The following is a 26785-nucleotide window of genomic DNA, read 5'->3' as shown; positions in this document are numbered from 1 at the left end:
GACAGTGCTGGTCGCTGAAACGCTCGTCCATTGCGCTACTGATCGCCGAGTTCCGTCGGCACGCCTCGGCAGGACCGTGACATTCCCAAGGACAACTTTTCTGAGAATTTCCAAGGCTGCGGACATCTTTTCTGAGACGAGAGGTATGTCGATTTCTCAAAAAAGATGTCCAAGTCCTTGATCTGTCTAGGGGGGGCAAAGACACCTTTTCTGAGAGCCCACAGCGCTACGCGAGTACCCGCCAAGGTTCTGCCCATCACAGCCGAACGATGGACCGCTAACGTTCTTGCGATTCGTTGGGCGCAGACGTCACAGCCGGCGGCAACGGGCGATTCGCAATCTCTATCGCTTCAGTTCGCGGCACACCCAAGGTCTGCAACAGGGATGAAGCTGCCCGTTCGGCAAAGCCGTTCTGACTGTACCCGATCATGTTCAACATGTCGGTAACCGGCTTCTCGTCCGCATCGAATCGGAGCTCGATCGCAATGGCGGTCAGTACCGCGCCCCCGACCGTGATCACGCTCATCAGCGGGTCGCTTGCCGAGAACCTCCCTGCGAGGATGCCTTTCTGAATATCCCTCAACAACCGCGGCCCGAGGCCACGGCTGAGCGCTCGCATGGACAACCCCTCGCGCAGGAGAAATTGTCCCCAGACCGGCTCGCTTCTGGCTCGCAGCAATGTATGGCGCAGCGACACGGAAATGATCTCGGCCGGGTCGGTGAGGCCGCCTGCGATGCGGTCCAGAGTATCCGCGAACTCCTCGAACACGATTTCCAACACCGCGGCATGAATCGCCTCTTTCGATTCGAAGTGGTTGTAGAACGACCCGAAACCCACGTCCGCGGCTTCCGTAATTTCATTGATCGCGACGCCTTCCATCCCCTTTTGCGCCATGAGTACAAAGGCGGCATCCAGGAGGCGCGCGCGCGTCTCGCGCTTGCGGCGCGCGCCCCGCGGCTCGCGAACCTCGGGGCTCGACGGCGCTTGCCCGTTCGAGACGGCCGGCGACGGTGTTCTGGTGCGACGGGAAGAAGTGTTGGGCATCGGCGTGCGCATGGTTTCGGTGTTCGAGTATACGTTCGAACATCAAAATTGACAAAGTTATCAGTTATGACTTTAATGTCATCAAGGCGGCCGGCAGTGGCCAGTCCCGAGAATGGGAGACGGAACGGTGGTGGAGACAAAACTGACGTGCGAGCCGGGCGTCCATGAAGGCAACGACAACGCGAACTGTGCCGGCGGCCGCGACTTGCCGTCGGAGGTAGACGTGCTCGTGGTGGGCTGCGGTCCCGTCGGCGCGGCGATCGGTGCGCTTCTCGGCCGGGACGGCGTGCGCGTGCTCGTCGTCGACAGGGCGGCGGAGATCTTCATGGCGCCGCGTGCGATCGCGCTCGACAACGACGCGCTTCGCATCCTGCAGTACGTCGGGGTGAACGAAGCCGACCTCGATACGGTGGCGATTCCGTACGTCCGGATGCGCTCGCCCTGGTTCGGCGAGTTCGGGCGCATCAATACGCTGGGGAGCATCGACGGCCATCCGAAGCTCGTGACGTTCTATCAACCGGACCTGGAGCGATGCTTGCGTGCCCGACTGGCCGCGCACCGCACGGCCCGAATGGCGCTCGGTGTGACGCTCGTCTCGCTCGACGAGCACGCCGACCACGTCGCCGCCACGCTCGACAGCGGGCCGGGCGCACGGCACGTCGTGCGCGCCCGCTACGTCGTCGGTGCCGACGGCGCCAGCTCGATCGTGCGCCAGCTGATCGGACAGGATTTCAAAGGCAAGACGTTCGCGGAGGACTGGTTGATCGTCGATGCGCGAAACGTGCGCCGACCCATCGACCATGTCGAGTTCATCTGTGACCACCGGCGACCGACGCCTCATATGACCGCACCCGGGGGGCGCGAGCGTTGGGAGTTCATGCTCCATCCTGACGAGACGCGCGAAGAGATGGAATCCGACGAACGCATCCGCGAACTGCTCGCGCCGTGGGGTGGCATCGAGGACATGGTGATCGAACGCAAGGCCGTGTACCGTTTTCATGCCCGAACCGTCACGACGTTCAGCAAAGGGCGCGTTTTTCTCGCGGGCGACGCCGCCCATATCACGCCGCCGTTCGTTGGCCAGGGGCTCGTCGCCGGCCTGCGCGATGCCGCGAATCTCGGCTGGAAACTGGCGTGGGTCGTCAAAGGCCACGCAACCCCGCAAATTCTGGATTCCTACGATCGGGAACGCCGACCGCACGCCAAGGCGATGATCGGCGTCGCGAAATTCATGGGCAAGCTCGTGATGCCGCGAAACGCCGGGATCGCGTTGTTCACGCATGGTCTGATGCGATTGACGCGGCTCGTTCCGCCGCTACGGAATCATTTCGACGAACTCGGGATCAAGCCGAAGAATGCGTTCCGGAGCGGTCTGTTCGTCCCCGGCCATTCGTCCACGCGGCTCGTGCGCGGTGCAGCCCTGCCGCAGGGATGGCTGCGCAGGCACGATGGGACGATCCGCCTGAGCGACGACGTGTTCGGTACTGGTCTCGCGCTGATCGGATTCGGACGGGATCCGGGCGTCGAGCTCGACGCCGGCGCGCGAGCCGCGCTGATCGCGGCGGGCGGCGTCGTGGTGCAGGTGATGCACCGCGGGCAGCGCCTTCATCGCATCGAGGACGACGGATGGGAGGACCTGGACGGTACGTTCATGCCGGGTGTCGTGCGGTTTGGCTGGGCGGCCGTGATTCGGCCGGACAAAACGGTCCTGCACGAAGGCCCGGTGGCCGACTCGACCCGTCTGGTTCTCGAATCCCTGCGATTGCTTGGTGCGCGCACCGCGTTGTCGTCGCTGTCCGATCACATTGCCCAGCCGATTTCCTGAGGCCCCCATGAAGCTCACGACTGCACAACCCGCACGGAGTCCCCAGCCGACGACGAAGGCTCGGGCGCTTTCCTATTTGATGTTCGAGCGTCCCGATCTCGAACGGGCCGAACGATTTCTCAACGACTTCGGCCTGCGGACGGTATCCCGTGACGGCGAACATTTGTTCCTTCGAGGCACGGCCGCCACACCGTTCTGCTACGTCGTCCGGCGGGCTGAAAAAAACCGGTTCGTCGGCTTCGGGCTTGAAGTGGACGGCATCGACGCACTGCGAAAGCTTGCCGGCGTGCCGGGCGCGTCGGACGTGGCGCCGTCGCCGTGGCCCGGTGGCGGCCATCGCGTCACGCTCGTCGATCCGTCGGGTTTTCGTGTCGACGCGGTCGCGGGACAAGCGCGGGCCGGCGCCCTGCCGCACCGGTCGGCGTTACCGTTCAACTCGCCCGATTCCGTCGTTCGCGTGAACGATACCCAGCGTGCGCCGCTGGCGGCGCCGGAAGTGATTCGCCTCGGTCATGTCGTGCTCGAACTCGCCGATTTCCAGGCGACTTGTGCGTGGTACACGTCTCACTTCGGTTTCATCCCGAGCGACGTTCAGGTGTTGCCGGATGGATCGCCCGCCGTCGCGTTCTTGCGGCTCGATCGCGGGGCGACCCCCACGGATCACCATACGCTGGCATTGGCACAGGGGTTCGCAGCGCTTTACAGCCACTCGGCATTCGAGCTGGTGGACGCGGACGCCGTGGGGATCGGGCAGCGTGTGCTGAGCGAAAAAGGATGGACGCACGCATGGGGAATGGGTCGCCACATTCTCGGCAGCCAGGTCTTCGATTATTGGCAGGACCCCTGGGGCGACAAGCACGAACACTATTGCGATGGGGACATGTTCACGGCGGACGTGGCGACGGGCATCCATGAAGTCAGCCGTGAAGCGATGTCGCAGTGGGGCCCGCGGATGCCGCGCAGCTTCACCAAACCGAAGATCACCGCCGCCAGCATCGCATCGCTCATCCGAAACCTCCGGGCCAGTCCGGACGTCACGTTCGCGAAGCTGCGCACGCTCGCGAAGCTGTTTGCGTGACCTTCATCTTCACTCAGACCTGTTCGAGGCATCTTCATGGCATTGCACGTCTTGCACTACCGGCATCAGGGGCGCGCCCAATGGGGCGTGGTGAGGCATCACCGGATCACGCCGATACCGGGCGACTACCCGACGACCGGCGAATTCGTGCGCGCACATCGGATCGATGACCTCGCCGCGCTCGACGGAGAAACGATTCCCGAATCGGACGTCGAGTGGCTGTCGCCGGTCACGCGCAATCAACGGTTCGTTTGCCAGGGCGCCAACTATCGCCAGCACATGATCGAGTCCGGCATGAATCCGGATGCGAAGTCATTCAACATGATCTTCACGAAGGCGACGAGCTGCATCGTCGCCGCCGATTCCGACGTCATCCGGCCGCAACATGTGCGGTTTCTGGACTACGAGATCGAACTGGGGCTCGTGCTTCGCCGCGATATCACGTCCCGGCAAGCCGTCACCGACAAGAACCTGCACGAGTACGTCGCAGGCCTCGTGATCGTCAACGACTATTCCGCACGCGATATCCAGATTCCCCAAATGCAGTTTTACAAGGGGAAAAGCTATCGGACGTTCGGGCCGGTCGGGCCGTATCTGTGCCTGCTGGAGGCCAGCGATATCGCACGGCTGCACGCGCTGACGCTGACACTGACCGTGAACGGGGACGTGCGGCAGAGCGATTCGACGGGGAACCTCGTGTACGGTCCGGCCGAAACGCTGACGGAACTTTCGGGTGTTCAGGATCTGAACGCCGGTGACTTGCTTGCAACCGGCACGCCGTCCGGGTGCGCGCTCAGCATTCCGTCGCCGGCGAAGCAACGAATTGCCGCGTTGCTGCCGGAGCACATGAAGTGGCGGATTTTCACGAAGGTTCAGGCCGCGCGCCCGCAGTACCTGAAGGCCGGGGATCTGGTCGAGTCGCGGATCCGGAGCAGGGACGGGGCGATCGACCTCGGTGTGCAACGCAACCGAATCGTGGACGAGCTCGCATGAACGCCATCGCAACCGAAGCGGACGTGCTTCGGATCGAAAACCAGGGGCCGCCCGCCGACCTCCCGGCCAGCACTTACGAGATGATCGGCCGTGGTGCGGCAATCGACCCGAGCGCGCCGGCCTTGTCGTTTTTCCTGCGCGCCGACGATCATCGCAAGCCATTGCGCTGGACCTATGCGGCGCTTCTGCGGGATATCACCCGCGCCGCGAACATGTTTTCGCGCCTCGGTATCGATCGCCACGCGGTGGTCGCCTACGTGCTGCCGAATTTGCCGGAAACGCATTTCGTCATCTGGGGAGGCGAAGCGGCCGGGATCGTGTGCGCGATCAATCCGTTGCTGGAGGGGCCGGCGATCGCATCGCTGCTCAAGGCCGCAAACGCAAAGGTGCTGGTGACGCTGGCGCCTTTTCCGGGAACGGATATCTGGTCGAAGATCCAGCCCGTCCTGAGCGAGGTGCCGTCGCTGCAAAGCCTCGTCCTGATCGATCTGGCCGAGCGCGTGCAGGGGTGGCGCCGCATTGCCGCACGCGCGATGCAGCGTCGCGAATGCAAACGGTTGCACGGGCGCGCGGGCGTGCGCGGCGCCGTTCCGCGCCACGTCGCGATCCGCGATTTCGACAGTGCGATGTCGCGTGAATCCGGCGATTCGCTGCTGATCCCACGGCGTTTCGAAGCCGACGACATATCGTCCTACTTCTGTACGGGCGGCACGACGGGATTGCCGAAAATCGCGATTCGCCGGCACGGCAACGAGGTGGCCAATGCCTGGAGCGTCGGGCAGGTCGTCGGCGCCGGGATGGGCCCGGGGAAGACCGTGTTCTGCGGACTGCCGCTGTTCCATGTCAATGCCGTGCTGGCAACCGGCCTGGTGCCGTTCTCGCGCGGCGCACATGTGGTGCTGGGTACGCCACAGGGCTATCGCGGCGACGGCGTCGTCAGACGATTCTGGGAAATCGTCGAGCACCACAGGATCAATTTCTTCAGCGCGGTGCCGACCTTGTATTCGGCGTTGCTCGACGTGCCCGTCGACGGCCGGAACATCGACTCGCTGGAATATGGACTGTGCGGTGCCGCGCCGATGCCCGTGGAAGTATTCCGCACGTTCCAGGATCGCACCGGGGTCCGGATCCTCGAAGGCTACGGGCTCACCGAGGGCGCCTGCGTCAGCAGCGTCAATCCGCCAGGCGGCGAACGGCGTCTCGGTTCGATCGGCTTGCGCATCCCCGGCCAGATGATGAAGGCGGTGATACTCGACGACGCCGGCCGCTACGTGCGCGATTGCGTCGAGAACGAAGTCGGTGTGCTGACGATTTCCGGGCCGAACGTGTTCGCGGGCTATCTTCAGGAAGATCAGAACAAGAGCCTGTGGCTCGATCTCGGTGACGGCCGGCAGTGGCTCAACACCGGGGACCTCGCGCGACGCGATGCGCAGGGCTACTTCTGGCTCACGGGCCGCCGCAAGGAGCTCATCATCCGGGGCGGGCACAACATCGATCCGGCGACGATCGAAGAACCGCTGCACCGCCACCCGGCCGTGCAGATCGCTGCGGCAATCGGACGTCCCGACGTGCATGCCGGCGAGCTGCCGGTCGCGTACGTGCAGTTGAAAGCCGGCGCAACGGCAACCGAGACGGAGCTCGACACGTTCATACGCGGCATGATCGGCGAGCGCGCCGCGATACCGAAGCGGATTCATATCGTCGATGCGATGCCGCTTACGGCGGTCGGCAAGATCTTCAAGCCCGAACTCAAACGATGGGAGACGTTCGACGCGCTGGTCTCTGCGCTGAAGGATGCCGGCGTCGAGGGTGCGCGGGTGAGCATGGTGGACGATCCGTCGCGCGGGCTCACCCTGCATGTGGCGCTGAGCGATCACGCGCAGACAGCGAAGGCCAATACGGTGGTGGGCCGCTTCCCGTTCGCCTTTTCGACTTCCGTGGAACCCGAACATCACTGATTGTCGATTCCCGGAACGTTCGGCATTGAATTGAGCAAATAGATTCGGAATCCGAATTTATGGAGCGGGAATTTCGCTTGACGAAGCAGCACCCGACGTTTTTGGCGTCGCGCGTCACACGCGCGGGAACAGCCCGCAAGTCATGCGTGGCGCACGGCGATGAAGACAGGTTTCACGATTCTTGAACACCAACACCAAAATCTGGAGACAATCATGAAACGAATCAGTGCAGGAGCCGTCGTATTGGTCGCGGCCATTTCTGGCGCGCATGCGCAATCAGCCGGTCAGTGGGTGGTCAGTGCCGGTTGGTCCCACTTTGCCCCGCAGGGATCGGCGGATCCGCTGACCCTCAATGCACTCGGCCAGTCGCAAGTGATGACCGGCAGCGGCGGGGACATCGCAAGCGGCGATACGTTCGGACTGACCGCAACGTACTTCCTGACCGACCATATCGCGGCGACGACGGTCATGGGCTTTCCGCCGACCTGGCACTTGAACGGCGCAGGTACGCTCAGCGGTTTCGGCGAGCTGGGGACCGCGCGGGCCTGGAGTCCAGCGATCATCTTCAACTACTACTTCGGCCAGCCGAATGCACGGTTGAGGCCGTATCTGGGCGCCGGCGTCACCTACACGTGGTTCAGCAACATCAAGCTCAGCAATCCCGTTTCCACCGGCCAGATCTATTTCTCGCCGACCGTCGGGACTGCGCTCGAGGGACCGACATCCGTGTCGCTCAGTCATTCCTTCGCGCCCGTCGTCAACGGCGGCCTGACCTACAACATCGATTCGCACTGGTCGATCAACGCGTCGGTCGCGTATTCGTGGGTATCGACGCGCGCCACGCTCACTACCCGGTCATCCGTCGGCACGGTCACGAGCACCAGCAAATTCCGGGTCAATCCGATCGTGACGTTCCTGTCGGTCGGATACCGCTTCTGAATCGCATTGCCCGGGACACGGCGCACGCACGTTGCAGTCGCCGCGCTGCGTGCGACGTGATGATTGCCGCCGAGATTCGGCGGCGCATGGGCCGGCCGCGGACGCTTCCTGGTCCCTTGCTCGCGACATGCTTCGAGTGCGGTCGGAGCGTGAAGGATTGCTGACCAGAACGATGAATATGGCCCACACAAGGTGCGGATGATGACAGTGACATCGAAGGAGACGGGTATTGGCTCGGCGTGGTACCGGTTCATCCGGACGAACTGCCTGGATACTTATCGGCGCCCCGCTATCCGCCCCTTCCAGCACTTGAACCACAGCCTCGCAGCCCCGACCCCGCCCGCGACCGGAATCCGCGGCAACAGAAACGGATCGTCGGCCGCGCCGGCGCATCCGCGTCGGGTCGTCGTCGCGTTGCCGTAACCGGCAGCGATGACTTGATCGCGCACGCGTGCGTCGAGATCGCCGTACGGATAGCAGAACGATTCGACACATTGCCCGCTCAGCATTTCGAGTTGCCGCTTCGATTCGGTAAGCTGAAAGTCCGAAACAGGCGCCGGCACATACGACAGCGCGACGTGATCGAGCGTATGCGAGCCGATTTCATGGCCGTGATCGCGCCGCGCGAGCATGTCCTCGCAGGTCATCAGCGGCGAGCGCGTGGTCGGCGCGCCCGCGTCCCAGTCGTTCGCGCCGCCGAACCGGCCGGCGACGAAGTAGCAGGTCGCGGTGAATCCGAGCGCATCCAGCACGGGCATCGCATGCGTCAGCACGTTGAGAAAGCCGTCGTCGAACGAAATGCCGAAGACCTTGCCCTGCCGCTCCCCGCGCAGGTACGGCTGCAGTTCGCGCACGCTCAGGCCGCGGTAGCCGAGCCGCCGGAACAGCGTCATCTGGCGGCGGAACGCGTCGGGCGCGACGCTCAGGCTGCGCAGCCGGTCGGTCGGCGGCGGCAGCGGGCGGATCTGGTGATACATCAGGATCGGATAGCGTGGGGTGCGCGCAAGCATCGGCGGGTCGCAGGAAAGCGGGATTACGCGGCCTTGCGGAAAATCCGCAGGGTCTTGAAGTCGCCGACCTCGACGAAATCGGCATTGGCGGCCCACCGCGCGATGATCGGTTCGGCCTTTCGATACGCCGACGATCCCGTGTAGAACAACAGATGGCCGTTGGGCGCGGTATGGCGCGCGAACAGGTCGAGCACTTCTTCGTCGGTCTTCGCGCCGTAGCGGCTGTTCGCTTCGCCGCGGAATTCGCACAGATGGAACAGCGTGACGACGTCGAACGTCGGCAGCAGGCGCGAATGGCTCGTATAGATGTCGCCGAAATACGCGAGGTAGGTCTTGCTCACCTCCGGTTGCCGCGTGACGAGATCGACATACGACTTGTATTCCTTCGGCGATGCCGTCACGCCGAAGACGGTGTTGTTCAGGTGCGGCCGCGCGCATTCGATGCCGACATGGTGGTGGCCGCCGGTGCCGAAGTGATAGATGCGGATGCCCTTGAGGTGCACGGATTCCAGCCATTCGACGAAGTGCACGTCACACGGACATTCCTGCGTGCGCAGGTCCCAGTACTTCTTCCAGATATTCAATGCCATTTCGTGGATCTCAAGGAAGTCACTCAGCGGTACGGGTTGTGTCGAATCGACTTCTGATAGATGGACAAGGTCGCGTCGACGAACGCGTCGAACGAAAATTCGCGCTTGCCTTTCAGCCGCGCGCTGCGCCCCATCGCGCGGACGCAGCCGGGTTCCTGCACGATCGCGCGCAGGATCGCTTCGATCGCCGCGGGCTCGCGGGGCGGGACGACCCAGCCGTCCACGCCCGGCTCGACTGCCGGGCAGCCGAGCGACATCGCTTCGCGGCACGCATACGACAGGCTCTCGTGGTACGACAGCACGAACGACACGTCGATGATCGAGAACGGCGCCCACACGTCGTCGAGCCGTCCGGTGAACGCGGTGCGCGACGCCATGCCGTGCCGCGCGAGCTGTTCGCGCTGCTCGCCGGACGGCTCCGCGCCGATCAGCAGCACGCGAAACCGCTCGCGCTCGGCTTCCGGCAGGCGGCCCAGCGCCGCGATCAGGTCCATCCAGCCTTTTTCGGGCGTGGTGCCGGCGCTGCTGCCGAGCACGATCGCCTCCGCGCCGGACGCGCCGAACAGCGCGATCTTGCGGCGGCGGATCTCGTCGCCGGCCAGTCGTTCGGCGGCCGGCCGGCGCACGCCGTGCTTGACCACCGTGACGTTGCCGTACGGCGAGCGCAGCGCGAGCATGCTGGCGACGTAGTCGCTGACCGCGATCGTGTGGTCGGTGGCCAGCCGCGCACGCAGCACGTTGCCGAGGCTGTCGGCGCGATAGGTGTTGTGCTTGGTCAGCACGATCGCGGGCCGATACCGGCAGCCGAGCAGCGCCAGCATCACCTGCCGGTGATCGGCGGCCCCGTTCACATGGATCACGTCGAAGCGCTCGGCGGCGATCCGCCGGCGCAGCCGGAGAATCTCCCGGCACAGCCGGTTCCAGCGCGGCTTGAATTCCATGTCGAAGATCGCCACGTCGGGACTGTCCTTCAGCAGTCGCGACAGGCGGCTGCCTGCCGGCGACGCGACGGTCACGCGGTGATGGCGGCTCATCGCGACGGCGAGATCGCGGACGTAGGTGTCCTGGCCGCCGCCGTAATCGCCGTGGAAGTTGGTGTACAGAATGTTCATCACGATGCCGCTTTTTTATCGATCCGTCATTTCAGAGGAATACTGATGAAATGCCGGACTCGACCTGATGGAAGCCTTGACGCGAACGCGGTGCCGCGTTTCCGGCCCGGGATTGCGCATCGACGTCGGCGTACGGCGTCAATGCGAATCATTTCCAAATATTACAGATCGTTTACGTGCCGTAGTGTCGAGGTCTGCGCATCTTTGTGAGAATCTGTCGTGATCGCTGGATCGTGTCGCCCGGTGCGTGACGATTTCCCGCGATCGCGATTTCGATTGCAACGATGGCGCCGGATTTGATTCGGGTCGATGCCTTCCCTATAATGCGACGATTTAGTCCGGTTATTTCGGGAAGCATGGCGCGTACACGGAACGAAAACCTTCATCAGCAGCGCCGCGAGCAGATCCTGACCGCGGCCGCCCGGGTCTTCAAGGCCAAGGGGTTCCACGGCGCGCGCACGGAAGATATCTGTGCGGCGGCCGACATGAGCGCGGGCGCGGTGTTCCGGTATTTCGCCGACAAGCGCGAGATGATCGACGCGATCATCGCGGTCGAGGTCGAGCGTTATACGCGGGACTTCAACCGCATCCTCAGCAGGGACGGCCTGCTTGGGCTGGCCGGCATCACGGCCGACGAGCTGGCCGGGATGATGGCGCAAGGCGATGACGGCCTCGGTGTCGACAGCTGGCTCGAACTGGCGCGCGATGCCGAACGCCGCCCCGATATCGTCGGGCTCGACCGGAAGATGCGCGCGGATCTTGCGGCGCTGCTGGCGCGCGGCCAGGCCGAAGGCTGGGTCCGGCCATCGCTGGATCCTGCCGGTGCGACGAACATCGTCTTCGCGCTGTTCAACGGCCTGTGGCTCGACCGCAGCCTCGGCACGTCCGTCGACATGAAACAGACGGCCGCCGCGCTCGGCGATTTCTTCCGCACCTACGTGCTGGTTGCCTGACGCCCGACGCCACCGGCGCGCATCGCGTCGACACGTTCGCCGCGGCCTTCCGGCAAGCCGCGCGCTATCCGATCCGCTGAAATTCCCCGGCATCCGGCCGCACCGGAAGCGAGCCGGACCGCGACACCTGCCCTTTCCCGACGACATCAGGACGCAAATCAACCCGCGGCGCTTTCAGATTTGAAAGCCGGCCGACCATTTGCGTTAGAATGCCCCCCCTTGTCCGCCCGGGCGACCGCCCGAACCGGACAGGGTCGCCCGCTTGGAGACACAGGTTTCGATTCGCAGCCGGACGCGAATGATGGGCCAGCCGTTAGCAACATACGCTTTGTAATTTGGATCACTAATGAAAAAGAAGCACAACATTACCAGGTACATCGTTGTCGCGATGATTCTTGGCATCGCCGTGGGTTACGCCTGCCATAGCGCGTTTCCCGACCCGAAGATGGCGAAGGAGGTCGCCGGGTACGTGTCGTTGCTGTCCGATGTGTTCCTGCGCCTGATCAAGATGATCATCGCGCCGCTGGTGTTCGCGACGCTGACCGTCGGCATCGCGCAGATGGGCGACGGCAGCGCGGTGGGCCGCGTGGGCGTCAAGGCGTTCGGCTGGTTCTTCATCGCGTCGTTCACGTCGCTGCTGCTCGGCCTGCTGACTGCGACGCTCCTGCAGCCGGGCAGCCACCTGAGCCTGCCGCTGCCGCCGTCCGATGCGGCGCTCAACCTGAAGACGGGCGCGTTCACGCTGAAGGATTTCGTGGTGCACCTGGTGCCGAAGTCGATCGCCGAGGCGATGGCGAACAACGAAATCCTGCAGATCGTCGTGTTCTCGATCTTCTTCGGCACCGCGCTGTCCGCGCTCGGCGACGCAGGCAAGCGCCTGACCGGGGTGATCGAGGATCTCGCGCAGGTGATGCTGAAGGTGACGGGGGCGGTGATGGGGTTCGCGCCGGTCGCGGTGTTCGCGGCGCTCGCGTCGACGATCACGACCGAAGGGCTCGGCATCCTGCTCACGTTCGCGAAGTTCATGGCCAGCTTCTACCTGGCGCTCGCGCTGCTGTGGGCCGTGCTGACGCTGGCCGGCGTGACGTTCCTCGGCAAGCGCGCGTTCACGCTGATCCGGCTGATTCGCGAGCCGTTCCTGCTGTCGTTCGCGACGGCCAGCTCCGAGGCCGCGTATCCGAAGCTGCTGGACGCGCTCGACCGCTTCGGCGTGAACCGCAAGATCTCGAGCTTCGTGCTGCCGATCGGCTATTCGTTCAACCTCGACGGCTCGATGATGTACTGCACGTTCGCGGTGCTGTTCATCGCGCAGGTGTACGGCATCCATCTGCCGCTCGGCACGCAGATCACGATGTTGCTGATGCTGATGGTGACGTCGAAGGGGATGGCGGGCGTGCCGCGCGCGTCGCTGGTCGTGATCGCGGCGACGCTCAACCAGTTCAACATGCCCGAAGCCGGTTTGCTGCTGATCATGGGCGTCGACATGTTCCTCGACATGGGGCGTTCGGCCACCAACGCCGTCGGCAACTCGATCGCGGCGGCCGTGGTCGCGAAGTGGGAAGGGCAGCTCGACGCGCCGCGCGACGACGACGATTCGGACGGTGCGCGCGTAGCCGAGGTGAAGGTGCGGGAAACGTCGGCATGACGCGTGGCAACGCGGCGGCGCAACGCCGCGTTGCCCAACCCGCGGCAAATGACATTCGCCGGCCCGGATTCGATACGGATTCGGGCCGGCAATGTGTTTTGGGGCGGCGGCTTGTCCCGATGTTGCCGAAATGGCATTCGCCGTTTCAATCGATCGACGTCGAATCGGCGGCGATATTCCGACAGGCGCTCGCCTGATTTTCCCCATTCCCGATCCGGCGCGTAAGTGACCATTCACTGACGGGCGGCGGCGCTCGCCGCAAGCATGGGGCGATTCGCAATTTTTTTCGATTTATATGACGTTATTCTCGCCCTGCGCATGATCGAATGCATGCCGTATGTCATACCGACTGCGCCGGATGATTCGGGGAAGAATTTACATCTCGCGGGCTTCAAGCCATCTGGCCGGCCGATCCCTCATGTGAATGACTACCCTGTTCAGGAGAGCATCCGTCATGGTCGCCAGAAAACGCATCCAGGCCGCGCTCGTTGCCGCGGCGATCGCCGCATGTGCACCCGCTGCTCATGCAGCCAACACCACCGACTGGCTCGCGAATACGTACGGCACGCTCGCCGCGCACGTCGGCAACGTCGCGCGCGCGATGTGGGTCGCGCCCGAAGGCGTGATCTACACGGCGTCGATGTGGGACGAGGATGAGGGCGGCGTCGCGATCTACCAGAACGGCAAGAGCATCGGCTCGATCGGCGCGCATTCGGAATTCCAGGGCAGCGCGATCACCGGCAATGCAACGTCGCTGTTCGTCGCGCTGCAGCCCGGCAAGACGTACGGCAGCGGCGCGGTGGGGCGCTACAGCCGCGCGACGAAGGTTCGCGATCGTGTCATCCAGATCAGCGCGGCGACCAACCAGCCGCGCATCGATGTCGTCACCGGGCTCGCGACGGCCGGCTCGCTGCTCTATGCGAGCGACTTCTACGGCAATCGCGTGCGCGTATTCACGACCGACGGCGTGTGGCAGCGGGACATCGGCGTGTCGGCGCCGGGCGCGCTCGCGGTGGACGGCGCGGGCAACGTGTGGGTCGCGCAGAAAAGCGCCGGCTCGATCGTCGGCTTCAGGCCGACCGGCGCGCTGCTGAATACGATCCGGATGCCGGCCGGCTCGCATCCGTCGGCGCTGCATGTCGATGCGGCGGCCGGGCAACTGCTGGTGGGCGACGAAGGCCCCGACCAGAACATCAAGCGTTATTCGATATCGGGCCAGCCTGCGCTGGCCGGCACGTTCGGCGTGCGCGGCGGCTATCTCGACACGACGACGGGCATCAAGGGGCAGGTCGGCCCGCAACGCTTCACGCGCATCGTCGGGATCGGCAAGGACACCGGCGGCAACCTCTATGTGCTCAACAATCCGTGGGGCGGCAGCTGGGATCTCGGGCGCAACGGCGCGACCGACATTCATGCGTACGGCAGCAACGGCAACCTGCGCTGGACGCTGCAGTCGCTGAACTTCGAAGGCATCGCCGCGCCGGACCCGGTCACGGACGGTGCGCTGTTCTACGGCGGTACGCATATCTACAGCGGCAGCGCGGGCGGCAAGTTCGTCGCGAATACCGTCGATCCGTTCACGTACCCGTCGGATCCGCGCATCAACATGAGCGACACGCAGCGCGACGAGCACTTCGGGATGATCACGTCGGTCGGCGCGAACCGGATCCTCGTCGCGGCCGGCCAGAATCCGCCGATTTTCTACTTCTATCACTTCAACGCGGCGAACGGCTACATCGCGATTCCGGACGGCTCGATTCCGGGCCCCGCGTTCAACACGACGCAACGCGTGACGGGCGGCTTCAGCCTCGACAGCCAGGGTGGCGTGTGGGCCGGCCTCGACAAGACCGGCGCGATCACGCATTACCCGCTGACCGGCTTCGACGCGGATGGCAAGCCGTCGTGGGGGCCGGGCGTCGCGACCCGCATTCCGGCCAGCATCCAGCCGCTCACGCGCATCGTGTATCTCGCGGACAGCGACACGATGGTGCTCGCGCAGGGCGCGCTCGGCAGCAACGACTGGACGTCGATCGGCACGCGCATCGAGGTGTATCACGGCTGGCGAGCAGGCAATACGACGAAGCCGGACCCGGTGATCACGCTGCCGCACAGCGGCGCGAAATCGATCGACGCGGCGGGCAACCACCTGTTCGTCGGCTACTGGTTCAGCAGCAGCGGGCCGCTGTGGCCGAACGTCGACGCGTTCAACCTCACCACCGGCAAGCTCGACACGACGCTCGTCAACACGAGCCCCGCGACGGTCGACACCAGCAGCGCGATCGATGCGATGTACAGCATCCGCGCGTACCGCCGGTCGAACGGCGAGTACGTGGTGATGAAGAACAACGTGAAGGGGAACAGCATCACCGTGTACCGGTGGACGCCCTGACGGGCTGAACGTGCTGGTGCGGTCGCTTCGGGCCGCGGCTGCGGACGCGGACGGAAAGTCGTGAAGACCATCGACGCATTTTCTCGGGATGGTTGCGCAACGCGCATGCAATGAACGGTGGGCACACTGCGTGCCGCACCACGGTGGCCAGCCGCCCCAACCTCCCGACGCGCAAACGCGGTTCCGTGCACAATGACAGCGGCACCCGCGGACGCTGCGCGGGCGTGCCCGATGAACGGGCGCGGCTGCCGCTGCCGCGTTTCTTATGCTCGAAGTGACAACCCCGATGAAAATGAAAACGACACCGAACCGCCTGTTGACGATCGTTGCGCTGGCCAGCGCACTGAGCGGCCCTGTCCACGCCCAGACGGCGGCGACCGTCGCGACCGTCAACGGCACGCCGATCACGCAGACCGACGTCGATACGCTGCTGCGCGCGTCCGGTCAGCCCGATTCGCCGCAGATCCGCCAGGCGATCAAGAATCAGCTGATCACGCGCGTGCTGGTTCAGCAGGCGGCCGAAAAGGCGAACTACGCGGACAAGCCCGAGGTCAAGGCGGCGATGCAGCAGGCGAAGGTGACGGCCGAGGTGCAGCTGTACCTGCGCGACCACGTGAAGCCGGAGCCGGTGACCGACGAGCAGGTCAAGGCGCGCTATGACGAACTCGTCGCCGCGCTCGGCAAGAACGAATTCAAGCCGCGTTTGATCGTCGTCAAGGATCCGGTCGCGGCGGCGACCGTGCTGAGCGAGCTGAAAGCGGGCAAGTCGTTCGACGGGCTCGCGCGCCAGTACAGCGTGGCGCCGAGCCGCGATACCGGCGGCGAGCTGCCGTGGGTGAGCTTCAACACGCCGGCGGTGGAAGGCAAGACGGCCGGATTGCCGCTGCCCGTCGCGCAGGCGCTCGAGAAGCTGTCGGTCGGCGCGGTGACGAAGGATTCGATTCCGGTCGATGGCGTGCGGGCGATCGTGAAGCTGGATGCGAAGCGGCCGACGCAGGTGCCGGGCTTCGAGACCGCGAAGCCGACGCTTCAGCAGCAACTGCAGGCGATCGCGGCCGAGAAGGCGAGTGCGCAGATGATCGGCAATCTGCTGAAGGACGCGAAGATCACGCAGTAATGGCCATGCGGCGGCGTCGACATGACGCGCGTCACGCGTGCCAGACCATGCTCGCGCTCGTGTCGGTTGCCGACGCGACGCGAAAGCCGAGCCGTTCGTAGAGCCGCCGCGCCGGGTTGCCGTGCAGCACGCTGAGCGATACCGGCACGCGCGCGTGCGCCGCGTCGGTCAGCAATGTGTGCAGCACGGCTTCGCCGATTCCCTGGCCCTGGCGCGCGGGGAGAATCTGGATCTGATGGACGTGCCATTCGCTGGCGGCGCGTGTCACCTTCAGCAGGCCAATGGCATCGGCGCCTTCACAGACGATCATCGCGTCGTCGAAGTTCGCGCGGATGCGGCGGTCGTGCGCTTCATCGTCGGTCGGCGCGCCGACGCGCTGCAGATGCTCGGTCATCGTGAGTCGACGGAGCGTCAGCAGGAACGGGAGATCTTCCTGGGAGGCAGCACGCAGATGGATCGCGGGTTTCATCAGTGATGAGAGGTTGCGTCGGGCGCGAGGCTTTGGTGCGGATCACATGCCCGGCAACCGAATTTGCAGGCCGGCCGGGCGATGTTCGAGGACATCCGTGACCTCGTATTCGGTTTTTGCCCCGTCCGAAGTTTGCCACTGCTGCATACGGACATTGCACAAGAGCACGTCTCCCTTGCTGAAACTGATCTGGCTGTTGTTCACGCGCGACAGGAAGCCGGCATCGGTGATCGTCGCGTGAATCGTCGACGTGCCGTCGTACAGGCGCCACTTGTTGTCGTCCTTGAACGCGAGCGACACGATCGAGAATGCCATCTTGCGATGCTCGTCGAGCAGGAGCGAATCGGTTGGCTCCGGCGCGTGAAACCATGCGATCTCGTTGTGGGCGACCGTCTCGTATACCTCGGTATCGGTGCCGGCAGCGAAAATCTCGATGCCTTCGCGAGCGAGCGGCGCAAGCACTTGCGCGATGGCTTGGCGAACGCGGACGTCACTCAGCAGCGTGAGGACGGGCAGGTCGATTTCCAGTTCGTCGCCGTCGACGTCCAGCACCGCGGTGTTGTTCTGCATCCGCACGTGCGTGATCTCGCGCCCACGCAGCCATTTGAGGACGGCGAAAAGCCCCTTCCTCGCCCTGGGCGCGGCGATGCCGAGCGCGGTCAGGATCGTCACCGCATTGGCGAGCGCCGTGCCTTCGCTGCCGCTCAGCATGTCGCGCATGCGGCCGAGCAGCGAGGTCGCGAGCGTGAAGTCGATGCCGAAGCTGCCGGTCTTGAAGCTGCCGCGCACGTTGACCTGCGGCCGGACCTGAGCGCCGCACAGGGCGCGCGTCGACGCGTCGAGCAAATCGCCGAATGCCAGCAGCGCGGGCGCGAGTTCGCGTACGTCCATCTCGGACGAATCGAGCGTGGGCCCGTCGTACGTGATGCGAAATCGGCTCATGGTGTCGAAGGGGCCGATATCGGCCGGGCCGGTACTGTTTTCATCGTGTGCGGTCATGTCGAGTGCTGGCAAGAGAGCTGGACGATACGCCGAAACGAACGCTTTCGGATGCCTTTCATCGCAGGGCCGAATGACCGGCCGCGTGCGATTTTGGCCATCCGGACAAGACGGCTTGCAGACGTGTCCCGATAGCGCCCGGCAAGCGGCGAACTTTTCCGATACCTTCCCGGTCACACTCGCCAGCTTGCGGGCGCGCGCCGGTGCCCCGAACGTGCTGCCGCCTTCCGGTATTCCGCCGTTCAACCCGCCCGCCTATCATTCGCACATCGCTCGCACGCACGGCGCAATACACAGGGATTCTCGATGGACACCAAACGATCGCGGCCGGGGCTCGTCGCCGCGCTGCTCTGGGCGGCGCTGTATCTCGCGACCGGCTACATCTCGCACGAATTCAACGGCCCCGTCCGGCTGACGGGCTACATCTGGCTGCCGGCCGGCGTGACGGTCGGCGCATTCATGCTGCGGCCGATGCGCGACTGGCTGACGCTGGCCGGCGCGTTCCTGGTCGGGCAGCTCGCGCTGACCGCCATCGAGCACGGCAGCCTCGTCAACGCGGTGCTGTTCACGGTCGACGAGGTCGGCGCGGCCGCGCTCGCGGTCTGGCTCGTGCAGCGCGTGCGCTTTTCGCTCGAAGGGCTGTATTTCCTGCGCTCGGTGATCCTCGCCGGGATGATCGCGGGCGTCGTCGGCGCGATCGGCGGCGCGGCGTGGTACACGACGCTCAAGGGCGCGCCGTTCTTCGACGTGTGGTCGGTGTGGGCCGCATCCGATTTCGTCGGCGTGCTGCTGGTCACGCCGGTGCTCGCGTCGTGGTCGCGCTTTCGCGCGCACCGTTCGGGCGACCACGAGCGCTTCGACCTGGTGCTCGGCATCGTTGCGTTCGTGCTGCTCGCGGCCGTCGCGCTCGTGATCTTCGACGGCGATACGTCGCGGAAATTCGGCACGGGCGCCGGCTTCGCGCTCACGTATGTCCCGTTGTTCCTGACGGTCGCGGTGACGCTACTGCTCGGCGGCCGGGCGGGTTCGTCGTCGGTGCTGGTGCTCGCGCTGATCGTGATCGAGCAGACCGCACAAGGCGACGGCCCGTTCGCGTCGCTTCACGCGCATTACGGCAGCGCGCTGCTCGAAGCGCAGCTCTATCTGGCGGTCGCGTCGCTGCTGGTGCTGACGGTCAGCACGCTGAAGACGACGCGCGAGCGCGTGCACGAGCATGCGGCCGTCCTGCAGAACAACATGGAGCTCGCGCTCGCGAGCGCCGGCCAGATCGCGTACGTGCTCGATCCCGAGTCGGGCCGGATCGAGTGGAGCGGCGACGTCGAGCGCGTGTTCGGCGTCGGCGTCGACGCCGCGCAGATCGCGACCGTGCCGCTCGTGCTCGAACGCGTGCAGCCGGGCGATCGCGACGCGCTGCGCGACTACTGGAATGCGGAGATCGCGGGCGAGGACCGCGCGTCGCTGTCGCTGCGTATCGTGCTGCGCGACGGCGGCACGCGGACGATCACCGACCACGGCGCGCCGCTGCTGGATTCGAACGTCGACGTGACGGTGGTGGCGGGCGTGTGGCAGCTCGAGCGCGTGTGGCCGGCGGACGAATGAGCGGGTACGCGTCATGACGGGCCGCACGGGCGTGCTGCTGATCCACGGGCTCGGCGGCACGCAATACGATCTCGGTTCGCTGCACAAGGCGATGCGGCGCGCGGGCGGCGACACGCACATGATCACGCTGCCGGGGCACGGCACGCGCCCGGAGGATCTGGTCGGCGTGCGCGCGGAGGCGTGGCTCGATGCGGTGACCGAACAATACCGCGCGCTGGCGCGCGAGTACGACACGCTGCACGTCGCGGGGATGTGCATGGGCGCGCTCGTCGCGCTGCTGCTGTGTCATCGCGTGCAGCATGCGCGCGGCCGGCTCGCGCTGCTGGCGACGCCGATGTTCATCGACGGCTGGTCGACGCCGTGGTACCGGTCGCTGCGGCACGTGCTGTACCGCGTGCCGGGTGTCGCCGAGCGAATGCGCGTGGAGGAAGGCGATCCGTTCGGTATCAAGAACGCGACGATCCGCGCGATCGTGAAGAAGAAGTTCGAGCGGCAGGACAGTTTCCACTATGCGTGGGTGCCGCTCGCGTGCGTGCGGCAGGTGGACCGGATGCGCGACTGGGCGCTCGACGCCGCGGCCGGCACGCCGTGCCCGACGCTCGTGCTGCATGCGCGCGAGGACGAGCTGACGAGCCTGCGCTCGGCCGACTTCCTGCTGGAGAAGCTGCCCGACGCGCGCGGGATCGTGCTGGAGAACAGCTATCACATGATCTGCGCGGACAACGATCGCGACGACGTCGCGCGGCACGTGCTCGAATTCTTCGGCTTCGATCCCGTGCATGCGGTGAGCCCGGCGATGGCGCGCAGGATGGGGCGGCTGGGATCGTGACGGTGGCGTAACTGTCACAATGGCGTCAATCCGGGGGCAAATCCATTTGAGGTTGTCGCGATCTAGTCTGGAAGGAACGGACGCACGATCTTGCGGCTCGCGGCGAGTTCGATCAATCGTATTCGACACGGGGTGCGAAGGCCGGATATTGCCGGGCCATGTCCTGCAGGCAGTCGCGCATCAGCTTCGCGTCGCGGGGAAAGCGGCGTTCGAATTCCGACCAACCTTTCAGCCGGAGAATGAGCGGCATATCGACCAGCGCGGTAATGGCGTCCCAGAACGCATCCCAGTTTCTTCCATACCAATCCGGGAAACTCAACTTCTTCATCAGTCGTACGTGCAACTGTTCGGTCGATTCGATATCGTCGAGTTCGATTTCTACCCGCGTGTCGCGTGCCATCATGTTCTCCGACGGACAGGTCGCGAAACATTCAATTCATTTCGCGTTCCGTACCGAGCATCATAGCGCGCGCTTCCGGCCGCCGCGCGATCCGCTCGCGGACTTCCGGCGCCGCCAGGCACGTGGCCACGGCTTCATACCCCGGCGCGCCGGGGTAAGGCGCCACGCGCGCAGGCGGGCTGTGATTGGCCGGGCACAGCAGGATGGTTTCGTCGGGGCCGACCGCCGCCAGATCGAGGATCGCCGACGAGCGCGTCAGCAGGAACAGCGGCCGCATGCCGGCGGCTGCGGATTCGCGCAGATGAGCGATCAACGCCAGTTGCGTGGCCCGGTCGAGGCCCTGTTCGATCATGTCGACGATCTGCGCACGCGGGCCTTGCGCTTCGAGGCTGACGAGGAGTGCCGTCAGTGCTGGCGACGGCGTTGCGCCTTTGGCGGCGAGCAACGCCGACGTGCGATCGACGCGCGACTTCAATTCCGGATCGGCGCGCAATGCGTCGGATGCCGTCGCACAATCGTCGTCCAGCCGATCGAGGCCGACGAACACGGCGCCAGGCAGCGCCTCCGCCAGCCGAAGCGCGAGCCGCGTCTTGCCGCTCCCCAGCGAACCGATGATGTAGTTCAGCGGCCGGATATCGCGACACTCGAACCACTCGCCGCCCCACGGCCACGGCAGGCTGAACGCGACGCCGGCGCTGCCCGGGTCGAGCAGCCGCGTGAGTTCGCCGTCCGCCGGCATCCGCCCGCGTGCCAGGCCGGCGCGCATCGCGCGCACGCGGTCGAGCTTGCTGACGAAATCGTGAATCCCGTGATCGAGCGCCGCTTCGTGGGCGGCCAGCGCTGCGTCGAGATCGCGCGCGTCGCCGTCGAGCACGCTCGCGACCTGCGCGAGCGTGAGGCCGAGCTTGCGCAGTGCCGCGATGTCGGCGGCGCGGGCGAGATCGTCCGGGCCGTACGTGCGGTATCCGGCCGGCGTGCGCGCCGGCGTGACGAGGCCGTGCCGCTCGTACAACCGCAGCGCCTTGATCGAGACGCCGAGCCGCGCGGCGGCGGCCGACGCGTTCAAGCCGGGTGTGGCGGTACCCATCCGTCACCTCTTTGCTGTCGATTCGTTGCGCCCAGCATAAAGGCGATCCCAAGGGCCGGGTCAAGCGCGATCGCGCGGGCGTTCAGTCGGCCGCCGCGAACTCGTCCCGCAGCGCGCGATACAACCGCCGGTAGCGCGCGAGCCGCCCCGCCAGCAGATCGACCGACGCGGCATCGGGCGCGACCGTCTCCGTGACGGGCGGCGCGACGCAGACCTCCTCCAGCGTGTCGTTCGTCGCCGCCAGCCGCGCGAGCCGCGCGGCGCCGAGTGCCGCGCCGACCGCGCCGTCCGCATGGCGCTGCATCGCGAGCCCGGTCGCATTCGCGCACAGCCGCGCCCAGAGCGCGCTCTTCGAGCCGCCGCCGATGAAGGACACCGCGTCGAGCGTCGTGCCGGCCGCGCGCAGCGCGTCGTAGCCGTCGGCCATCGCGAACGCGACGCCTTCCATCACCGCATACGCGAGATCATCCGCATCGTGTTCGTTCGACAGCCCGAAGAACACGCCGCGCGCATGCGCGTCGTTGTGCGGCGTGCGCTCGCCGCCGAGATACGGCAGGAACAGCGGCGCGCGGGCCGGATCGGCGCGTTCGGCGCGCGCAGCGAGCGCGCCGGCGGTCGTGCCGTGCGCACGCGCGAGCCAGTCGAGGCTCGCGGCCGCCGACAGGATCACGCTCATCTGGTGCCAGCGTCCTTCGACGCAGTGGCAGAACGCGTGCACGGCGGCGTCCGGGTTCGGCGCGAAGCGGTCGTTGCCGGCGAACAGCACGCCCGACGTGCCGAGCGACAGGAAGCCGCTGCCGGCGCCCGTGACGCCCATGCCGATCGCGGACGCCGCGTTGTCGCCGGCGCCGCCGGCGATCGTCACGGGCTCGTCGATGCCCCATTCGCGCCGCAACGCATCGCGCAACTGCGCGGCGGGCGCGTTGCCTTCGACGAGGCGCGGCATCTGCGCGCGCGACAGCTCGGTTGCGGCGAGCATCCGGTCCGACCAGTCGCGGCGCGCGCAGTCGAGCCACAGCGTGCCCGCCGCGTCGGACATGTCGGACACGAATTCGCCGGACAGGCGCCAGATCAGGTAGTCCTTCGGCAGCAGCACCTTGTGCACCGCGCGAAACACGGCGGGCTCGTATTTCGCGAGCCACAGCAGCTTCGGCGCGGTGAAGCCGGGCATCGCCATGTTGCCGGTGATCGCGCGCGATTCCGGCACCAGCGCTTCCAGCTCGACGCATTCGGTGCCGGCGCGCGTGTCGTTCCACAGGATCGCGGGGCGCAGCACCTGGTCCGCGCGGTCGATCAGCGTCGCGCCGTGCATCTGGCCGGACAGCGCGATGCCGCGCAGCGCGGCGAAGCCGGCCGGATGCGCGGCGCGCACCGACGCGATCGCGTCGAGCATCGCGTGCCACCACGCCTGCGGGCTTTGTTCGGACCAGTGCGGATGCGGCCGGCTGATCGACAGCGCGGCCGAGCCGGTCGCGAGGGGCACCGATCGGGAATCGGTGAGCAGAACCTTGACCTCGGACGTGCCGAGGTCGATGCCGAGATATGTCACGTATGAAGCGTCCTGTCTGGGGCGCGGGGCGGCGCGCGTCGCGGGGGCGGCGCGTCGTCGCGACCGTGCGGTTCGTTGAGCCGGTGCAGCGCGCGGAACTTCGACGGCGGCACCTGCTTCATCGCGAGAAACTGACGGTTGAAGTTCGACAGGTTGTTGAAGCCAACCCGGTAGCAGATGTCGGTCACCGTCAGGTCGGAAAACATCAGCAGCTCGCACGCTTCGTTGATGCGCAGCCGGTTCAGGTAGCGCACGAACGACGAGCCGGTATGACGCCGGAAAAACCGCGTGAAGGTGCTGACGCTCATGCCGGCGAACGCGGCGACGTCGGCTTCGCGCAGCATGCCGGGCAGGTTCTGCTGCAGGTACGACAGCACCTGGTTGATGGTCGACGACATGTAGTGCTGCGCGTCGCTGCGGTAGCCGGGGCCGGCGAGCACGCGCCGCTCGCGGCACGACGACAGCCGGTCGAACAGCGACATCAGGATCTCGACGCGGCGGCAGCCGTGCGCATTCGCGAGTTCGAGCATCAGCGGCGCGACCTCGATGCCCACGCGGTCGGGAAACTGCACGCCGCGCGCCGCATCGTCGATCAGGTCGATCACCGGCTGCAGCTCGCTGAACGCGCCGACCATCTTCTCGATCGCATCGCGCGAGAACTGCAGCACGACGTCGCGCGACGGCACGCGTTCGCCGTCGGCCAGCTCGCTGACCCAGTTGTGCGGCAGGTTCGGCCCGGTGACGATCAGGTTGCCGGGGCCGAAATCGCCGATGTGGTCGCCGACGAACACCTTGCCGTGCGACGCCTGGATCAGATGAATCTCGTACTCGGGATGGAAGTGCCACTTCGCGACCGAATGCGGATAGTCGTGGACCCACGCGCGAAACGATTCGTCGCGGTGGGTGGGAACGATCTCGAGATCCGGGTTCATCGTGTACTCCGTCGGGGCGTGCCGGCGTGCTACGAACGGGACATCGACCAGCCCGTCGCGGCAGGCGGCGTGGTGCGCGTCGCGGCCGCCGGCGGCGCCGCGTGCGCGATCGGGTTCGCGTCCGGCAGCGTGACGTTGCGCTCGGTGCCGGCGTCGAACAGATGCAGGGCTTCTTCGTCGAAGCGGAACGCTACCACGGCGCCCGGCGCCGGGGCCATCGGGGCCGGCACGAGGGCCGCGCACGGCTGGCCGCGCCAGTCCAGCGTGACGAGCGCCTCGGCGCCGAGCAGCTCGACGAGTTCGACCGTGCCGGTCAGCGTGAGCGTGCCCGGGGTCGGATCGCCTTCGGCGACGAGTTGCAGGTGATTCGGGCGGATCGCCGCCTTCACCTGCTGGCCGTCCTGCAGCCGTGCGAAGCGCGAGGACGCGAGCGGCCAGCGCGCGCCGTTGCAGTCGAGCAGCACGTTCGTGCCGACGCGCGCGATCGTGCCGTCCGCGAAGTTCATTGCCGGCGTGCCGACGAACCCGGCCGCGAATACCGTGTGCGGCTGGCCGTACAGCTCGGCCGGCGTGCCGATCTGCTCGATGTGGCCGCCGCGCATCAACACGACGCGGTCGGCGAGCGTCATCGCCTCGAGCTGATCGTGCGTGACGTACAGCGTGGTTGTCTTCAGTTGCCGGTGCAGCCGTTTGATGTCGCCGCGCAACTGCGTGCGCAGCTTCGCGTCGAGGTTCGACAGCGGCTCGTCGAACAGGAACACGGCGGGCGTCTTGATCATCGCGCGCGCGATCGCCGCGCGCTGCTGCTGGCCGCCCGACATCGCGCGCGGACGGCGGTCGAGCAGCGCGTCGAGGCTCAGGATGCGCGCGACGTCGCGCACGCGGCGGTCGATCTCGTCGGCGGGCACCTTCAGCCGCCGCAGGCCGAACGCGATGTTGTCGTACACCGTCATGTGCGGGTATAGCGCGTAGTTCTGGAACACCATCGCCACATTGCGCTCGCGCGACGGCAGGTCGTTGACGACCGCATCGCCGATCACGAGCTCGCCGCCGGTGATCGCCTCGAGGCCCGCGATCATCCGCAGCATCGTCGACTTGCCGCAGCCGGACGGGCCGAGCAGCACGATGAATTCGCCGTCGGCGATCTCGAGGTCGAGCGGATGCAGCACGGCGGGGCCGCCGTCGTAGTGCTTCGACAAAGCCTTGCAGGTGATCTGGGCCATGGCTCAATCCATTTCGATCTGAATCTTGACGTCGCGCGGGTGCCCGCTCGCCGCTTCCTCGAACGCGCGCACGCCTTCGGAAAACGGGAACGTGCGCGAGATGAACGGCTTCACGTCGATCGCGCCGGACGCGATCAGCGCGAGCGCGCGCGGGAAGATGTTCGCGTAGCGGAACACCGATTCGATGCGGCCCTCCTTCGCCTGCAGCGCGACCACGTCGAGCGGCACCGGCGCGACCGGCATCCCGATCAGCACCGCGCAGCCGCCCGGGCACATCAGGTCGACGAGGCCCGCATACGCATTCGCGCTGCCGCTCGCCTCGAACACGACGTCCGCGCCCCAGCCGCCGGACGCTTCGGCCACCGCGTCGGCCAGCGGCCGCGTACGCACGTCGACGGTCGTGACGGCCGGGTTGCCGGCGAACAGCGCGAGCTTGTCCGGCACGACGTCGGCGAGGATCACGCGCGCGGCGCCGCCGGCGAGCGCGGCGAGCGCCGTCATCGCGCCGATCGTGCCGGCGCCGATCACGACCGCGAGGTCGCCCGGCTTCATCGCCGCCTTCTTCGCAGCCTGCAGGCCGATCGACAGCGGCTCGACGATCGCGCCTTCGGCGAACGACACGTTGTCGGGCAGCCGGTACGTGAACGCGGCCGGATGCACGACGAACGGCGTCAGGCAGCCGTGGATCGGCGGCGTCGCCCAGAAGCGCACGTCGGGATCGAGGTTGTAGAGCCCGCGCAGCGTCGCGGGCGAATCGAGGCGCGGCACGCCGGGCTCCATGCACACGCGGTCGCCGACGCGCAGGTGCGTGACGTCGGCGCCGGTCTCGACGACCGTGCCGGACGCTTCATGGCCGAGCACCATCGGCGCATCGACGCGGAACGGGCCGATCCCGCCGTGAACGTAGTAATGCACGTCGCTGCCGCAGACGCCGACCGTATGGACCTTGATCCGGACGTCGCCGGGGCCGACCGCTTGCGGCAGGTCGATGTCGCGCAGCGCGAGCTCGCGCGTGCGTTCGAGTACGAGCGCTTTCAACGTGTT

General features: G+C 66.2%; 24 protein-coding genes. 12 read left to right on the top strand and 12 right to left on the bottom strand.

The genetic code is table 11. The features are described from left to right. Positions 1-277 precede the first annotated feature (277 nt). On the bottom strand, positions 278-1057 hold the full coding sequence (locus tag MMB92_RS04845; RefSeq protein ID WP_063889495.1) for a TetR/AcrR family transcriptional regulator: 780 nt from the start codon (positions 1055-1057) through the stop codon (positions 278-280). Positions 1058-1157: 100 nt separating this feature from the next. Here MMB92_RS04845 and MMB92_RS04840 point away from each other — a divergent pair, with 100 nt between their 5' ends. From MMB92_RS04840 to MMB92_RS04820, 5 genes are all read left to right on the top strand, one after another. Beyond that, a complete protein-coding gene (locus MMB92_RS04840) occupies positions 1158-2870 on the top strand; it encodes a bifunctional 3-(3-hydroxy-phenyl)propionate/3-hydroxycinnamic acid hydroxylase (protein WP_043204583.1) in 1713 nt (570 codons plus the stop codon). 7 nt (positions 2871-2877) lie between these two features. After that, the gene (locus tag MMB92_RS04835; protein ID WP_012493005.1) at positions 2878-3948 is read left to right on the top strand and encodes a VOC family protein; all 1071 of its coding nucleotides are present in this window, start codon (positions 2878-2880) and stop codon (positions 3946-3948) included. 36 nt (positions 3949-3984) lie between these two features. Further along, positions 3985-4941: a fumarylacetoacetate hydrolase family protein gene (locus MMB92_RS04830; RefSeq protein WP_058902484.1), complete on the top strand. Its 957-nt coding sequence runs from the start codon at positions 3985-3987 to the stop codon at positions 4939-4941. Next, a complete protein-coding gene (locus tag MMB92_RS04825; protein WP_212266692.1) occupies positions 4938-6899 on the top strand; it encodes an acyl-CoA synthetase in 1962 nt (653 codons plus the stop codon). Before MMB92_RS04830 ends, MMB92_RS04825 begins: the two co-directional genes overlap by 4 nt. Positions 6900-7112: 213 nt before the next feature. Next, complete coding sequence (locus MMB92_RS04820; protein WP_059720957.1) at positions 7113-7838, top strand: OmpW family outer membrane protein; 726 nt, start codon at positions 7113-7115, stop codon at positions 7836-7838. 275 nt (positions 7839-8113) lie between these two features. On the opposite strand, the gene MMB92_RS04815 is transcribed toward MMB92_RS04820, so the two are convergent. Genes MMB92_RS04815 through MMB92_RS04805 form a run of 3 tightly spaced genes read right to left on the bottom strand, consistent with a single transcriptional unit; the run spans position 8114 to position 10550 of the window. Continuing rightward, the gene (locus MMB92_RS04815; protein ID WP_277562572.1) at positions 8114-8848 is read right to left on the bottom strand and encodes a polysaccharide deacetylase family protein; all 735 of its coding nucleotides are present in this window, start codon (positions 8846-8848) and stop codon (positions 8114-8116) included. Positions 8849-8871: 23 nt separating this feature from the next. Then, positions 8872-9432, bottom strand: a complete 561-nt coding sequence (locus MMB92_RS04810; RefSeq protein ID WP_059720977.1) for a hypothetical protein — start codon at positions 9430-9432, stop codon at positions 8872-8874. 29 nt (positions 9433-9461) lie between these two features. Then, complete coding sequence (locus MMB92_RS04805; RefSeq protein WP_277562571.1) at positions 9462-10550, bottom strand: glycosyltransferase; 1089 nt, start codon at positions 10548-10550, stop codon at positions 9462-9464. A gap of 284 nt (positions 10551-10834) precedes the next feature. Between MMB92_RS04805 and MMB92_RS04800 the strand changes: the two genes are divergently transcribed. From MMB92_RS04800 to MMB92_RS04780, 5 genes are all read left to right on the top strand, one after another. After that, positions 10835-11503, top strand: a complete 669-nt coding sequence (locus tag MMB92_RS04800) for a TetR/AcrR family transcriptional regulator (protein WP_230204561.1) — start codon at positions 10835-10837, stop codon at positions 11501-11503. A 346-nt stretch (positions 11504-11849) separates the two neighbouring features. Next, positions 11850-13148 (top strand): dicarboxylate/amino acid:cation symporter, encoded by a 1299-nt coding sequence (locus MMB92_RS04795; RefSeq protein ID WP_059720955.1) that lies wholly within the window; start codon positions 11850-11852, stop codon positions 13146-13148. After that, complete coding sequence (locus MMB92_RS04790) at positions 13145-13345, top strand: hypothetical protein (protein ID WP_200062096.1); 201 nt, start codon at positions 13145-13147, stop codon at positions 13343-13345. Before MMB92_RS04795 ends, MMB92_RS04790 begins: the two co-directional genes overlap by 4 nt. 257 nt (positions 13346-13602) lie before the next feature. Then, a complete protein-coding gene (locus MMB92_RS04785) occupies positions 13603-15537 on the top strand; it encodes an SMP-30/gluconolactonase/LRE family protein (RefSeq protein ID WP_112750853.1) in 1935 nt (644 codons plus the stop codon). A gap of 286 nt (positions 15538-15823) precedes the next feature. Further along, a complete protein-coding gene (locus MMB92_RS04780) occupies positions 15824-16654 on the top strand; it encodes a peptidyl-prolyl cis-trans isomerase (RefSeq protein WP_006494558.1) in 831 nt (276 codons plus the stop codon). Between the two features lie 31 nt (positions 16655-16685). On the opposite strand, the gene MMB92_RS04775 is transcribed toward MMB92_RS04780, so the two are convergent. Beyond that, a complete protein-coding gene (locus tag MMB92_RS04775) occupies positions 16686-17123 on the bottom strand; it encodes a GNAT family N-acetyltransferase (RefSeq protein ID WP_060264152.1) in 438 nt (145 codons plus the stop codon). Positions 17124-17165: 42 nt separating this feature from the next. Next, positions 17166-18122, bottom strand: a complete 957-nt coding sequence (locus MMB92_RS04770; protein ID WP_023474899.1) for a hypothetical protein — start codon at positions 18120-18122, stop codon at positions 17166-17168. Positions 18123-18428: 306 nt separating this feature from the next. On the opposite strand from MMB92_RS04770, the gene MMB92_RS04765 reads away from it, so the two are divergent. Continuing rightward, positions 18429-19721: an MASE1 domain-containing protein gene (locus MMB92_RS04765; protein ID WP_006482331.1), complete on the top strand. Its 1293-nt coding sequence runs from the start codon at positions 18429-18431 to the stop codon at positions 19719-19721. A gap of 13 nt (positions 19722-19734) precedes the next feature. Then, positions 19735-20550 (top strand): alpha/beta fold hydrolase, encoded by an 816-nt coding sequence (locus MMB92_RS04760; protein ID WP_059720952.1) that lies wholly within the window; start codon positions 19735-19737, stop codon positions 20548-20550. A 112-nt stretch (positions 20551-20662) separates the two neighbouring features. Here the strand turns inward: MMB92_RS04760 and MMB92_RS04755 are convergent, their stop codons facing one another. From MMB92_RS04755 to MMB92_RS04730, 6 genes are all read right to left on the bottom strand, one after another. Beyond that, a complete protein-coding gene (locus MMB92_RS04755; RefSeq protein WP_027813915.1) occupies positions 20663-20950 on the bottom strand; it encodes a barstar family protein in 288 nt (95 codons plus the stop codon). 31 nt (positions 20951-20981) lie between these two features. Next, positions 20982-22037 carry a MerR family transcriptional regulator gene (locus MMB92_RS04750; RefSeq protein ID WP_034203063.1) on the bottom strand — a complete coding sequence of 352 codons (1056 nt, stop codon included), beginning with the start codon at positions 22035-22037 and terminating at the stop codon, positions 20982-20984. 82 nt (positions 22038-22119) lie between these two features. Beyond that, positions 22120-23586: a xylulokinase gene (xylB, locus tag MMB92_RS04745; protein WP_200062099.1), complete on the bottom strand. Its 1467-nt coding sequence runs from the start codon at positions 23584-23586 to the stop codon at positions 22120-22122. After that, entirely contained in the window at positions 23583-24518 is a 936-nt protein-coding gene (locus MMB92_RS04740; RefSeq protein WP_006482319.1) for an AraC family transcriptional regulator, read from the bottom strand. The genes xylB and MMB92_RS04740 overlap by 4 nt, the downstream gene beginning before the upstream one ends. A 29-nt stretch (positions 24519-24547) precedes the next feature. Next, positions 24548-25741, bottom strand: coding sequence for a sn-glycerol-3-phosphate ABC transporter ATP-binding protein UgpC (gene ugpC, locus MMB92_RS04735; protein WP_006482347.1), 1194 nt, complete (start codon positions 25739-25741; stop codon positions 24548-24550). Positions 25742-25744: 3 nt separating this feature from the next. Beyond that, a complete protein-coding gene (locus tag MMB92_RS04730) occupies positions 25745-26779 on the bottom strand; it encodes an NAD(P)-dependent alcohol dehydrogenase (protein WP_006494552.1) in 1035 nt (344 codons plus the stop codon). Positions 26780-26785: the final 6 nt, after the last annotated feature.

This window comes from Burkholderia sp. IO2, assembly GCF_029522185.1.
Classification (GTDB): Bacteria; Pseudomonadota; Gammaproteobacteria; order Burkholderiales; family Burkholderiaceae; genus Burkholderia; species Burkholderia cenocepacia.
This window is presented reverse-complemented; position numbering and strand designations above follow the sequence as displayed.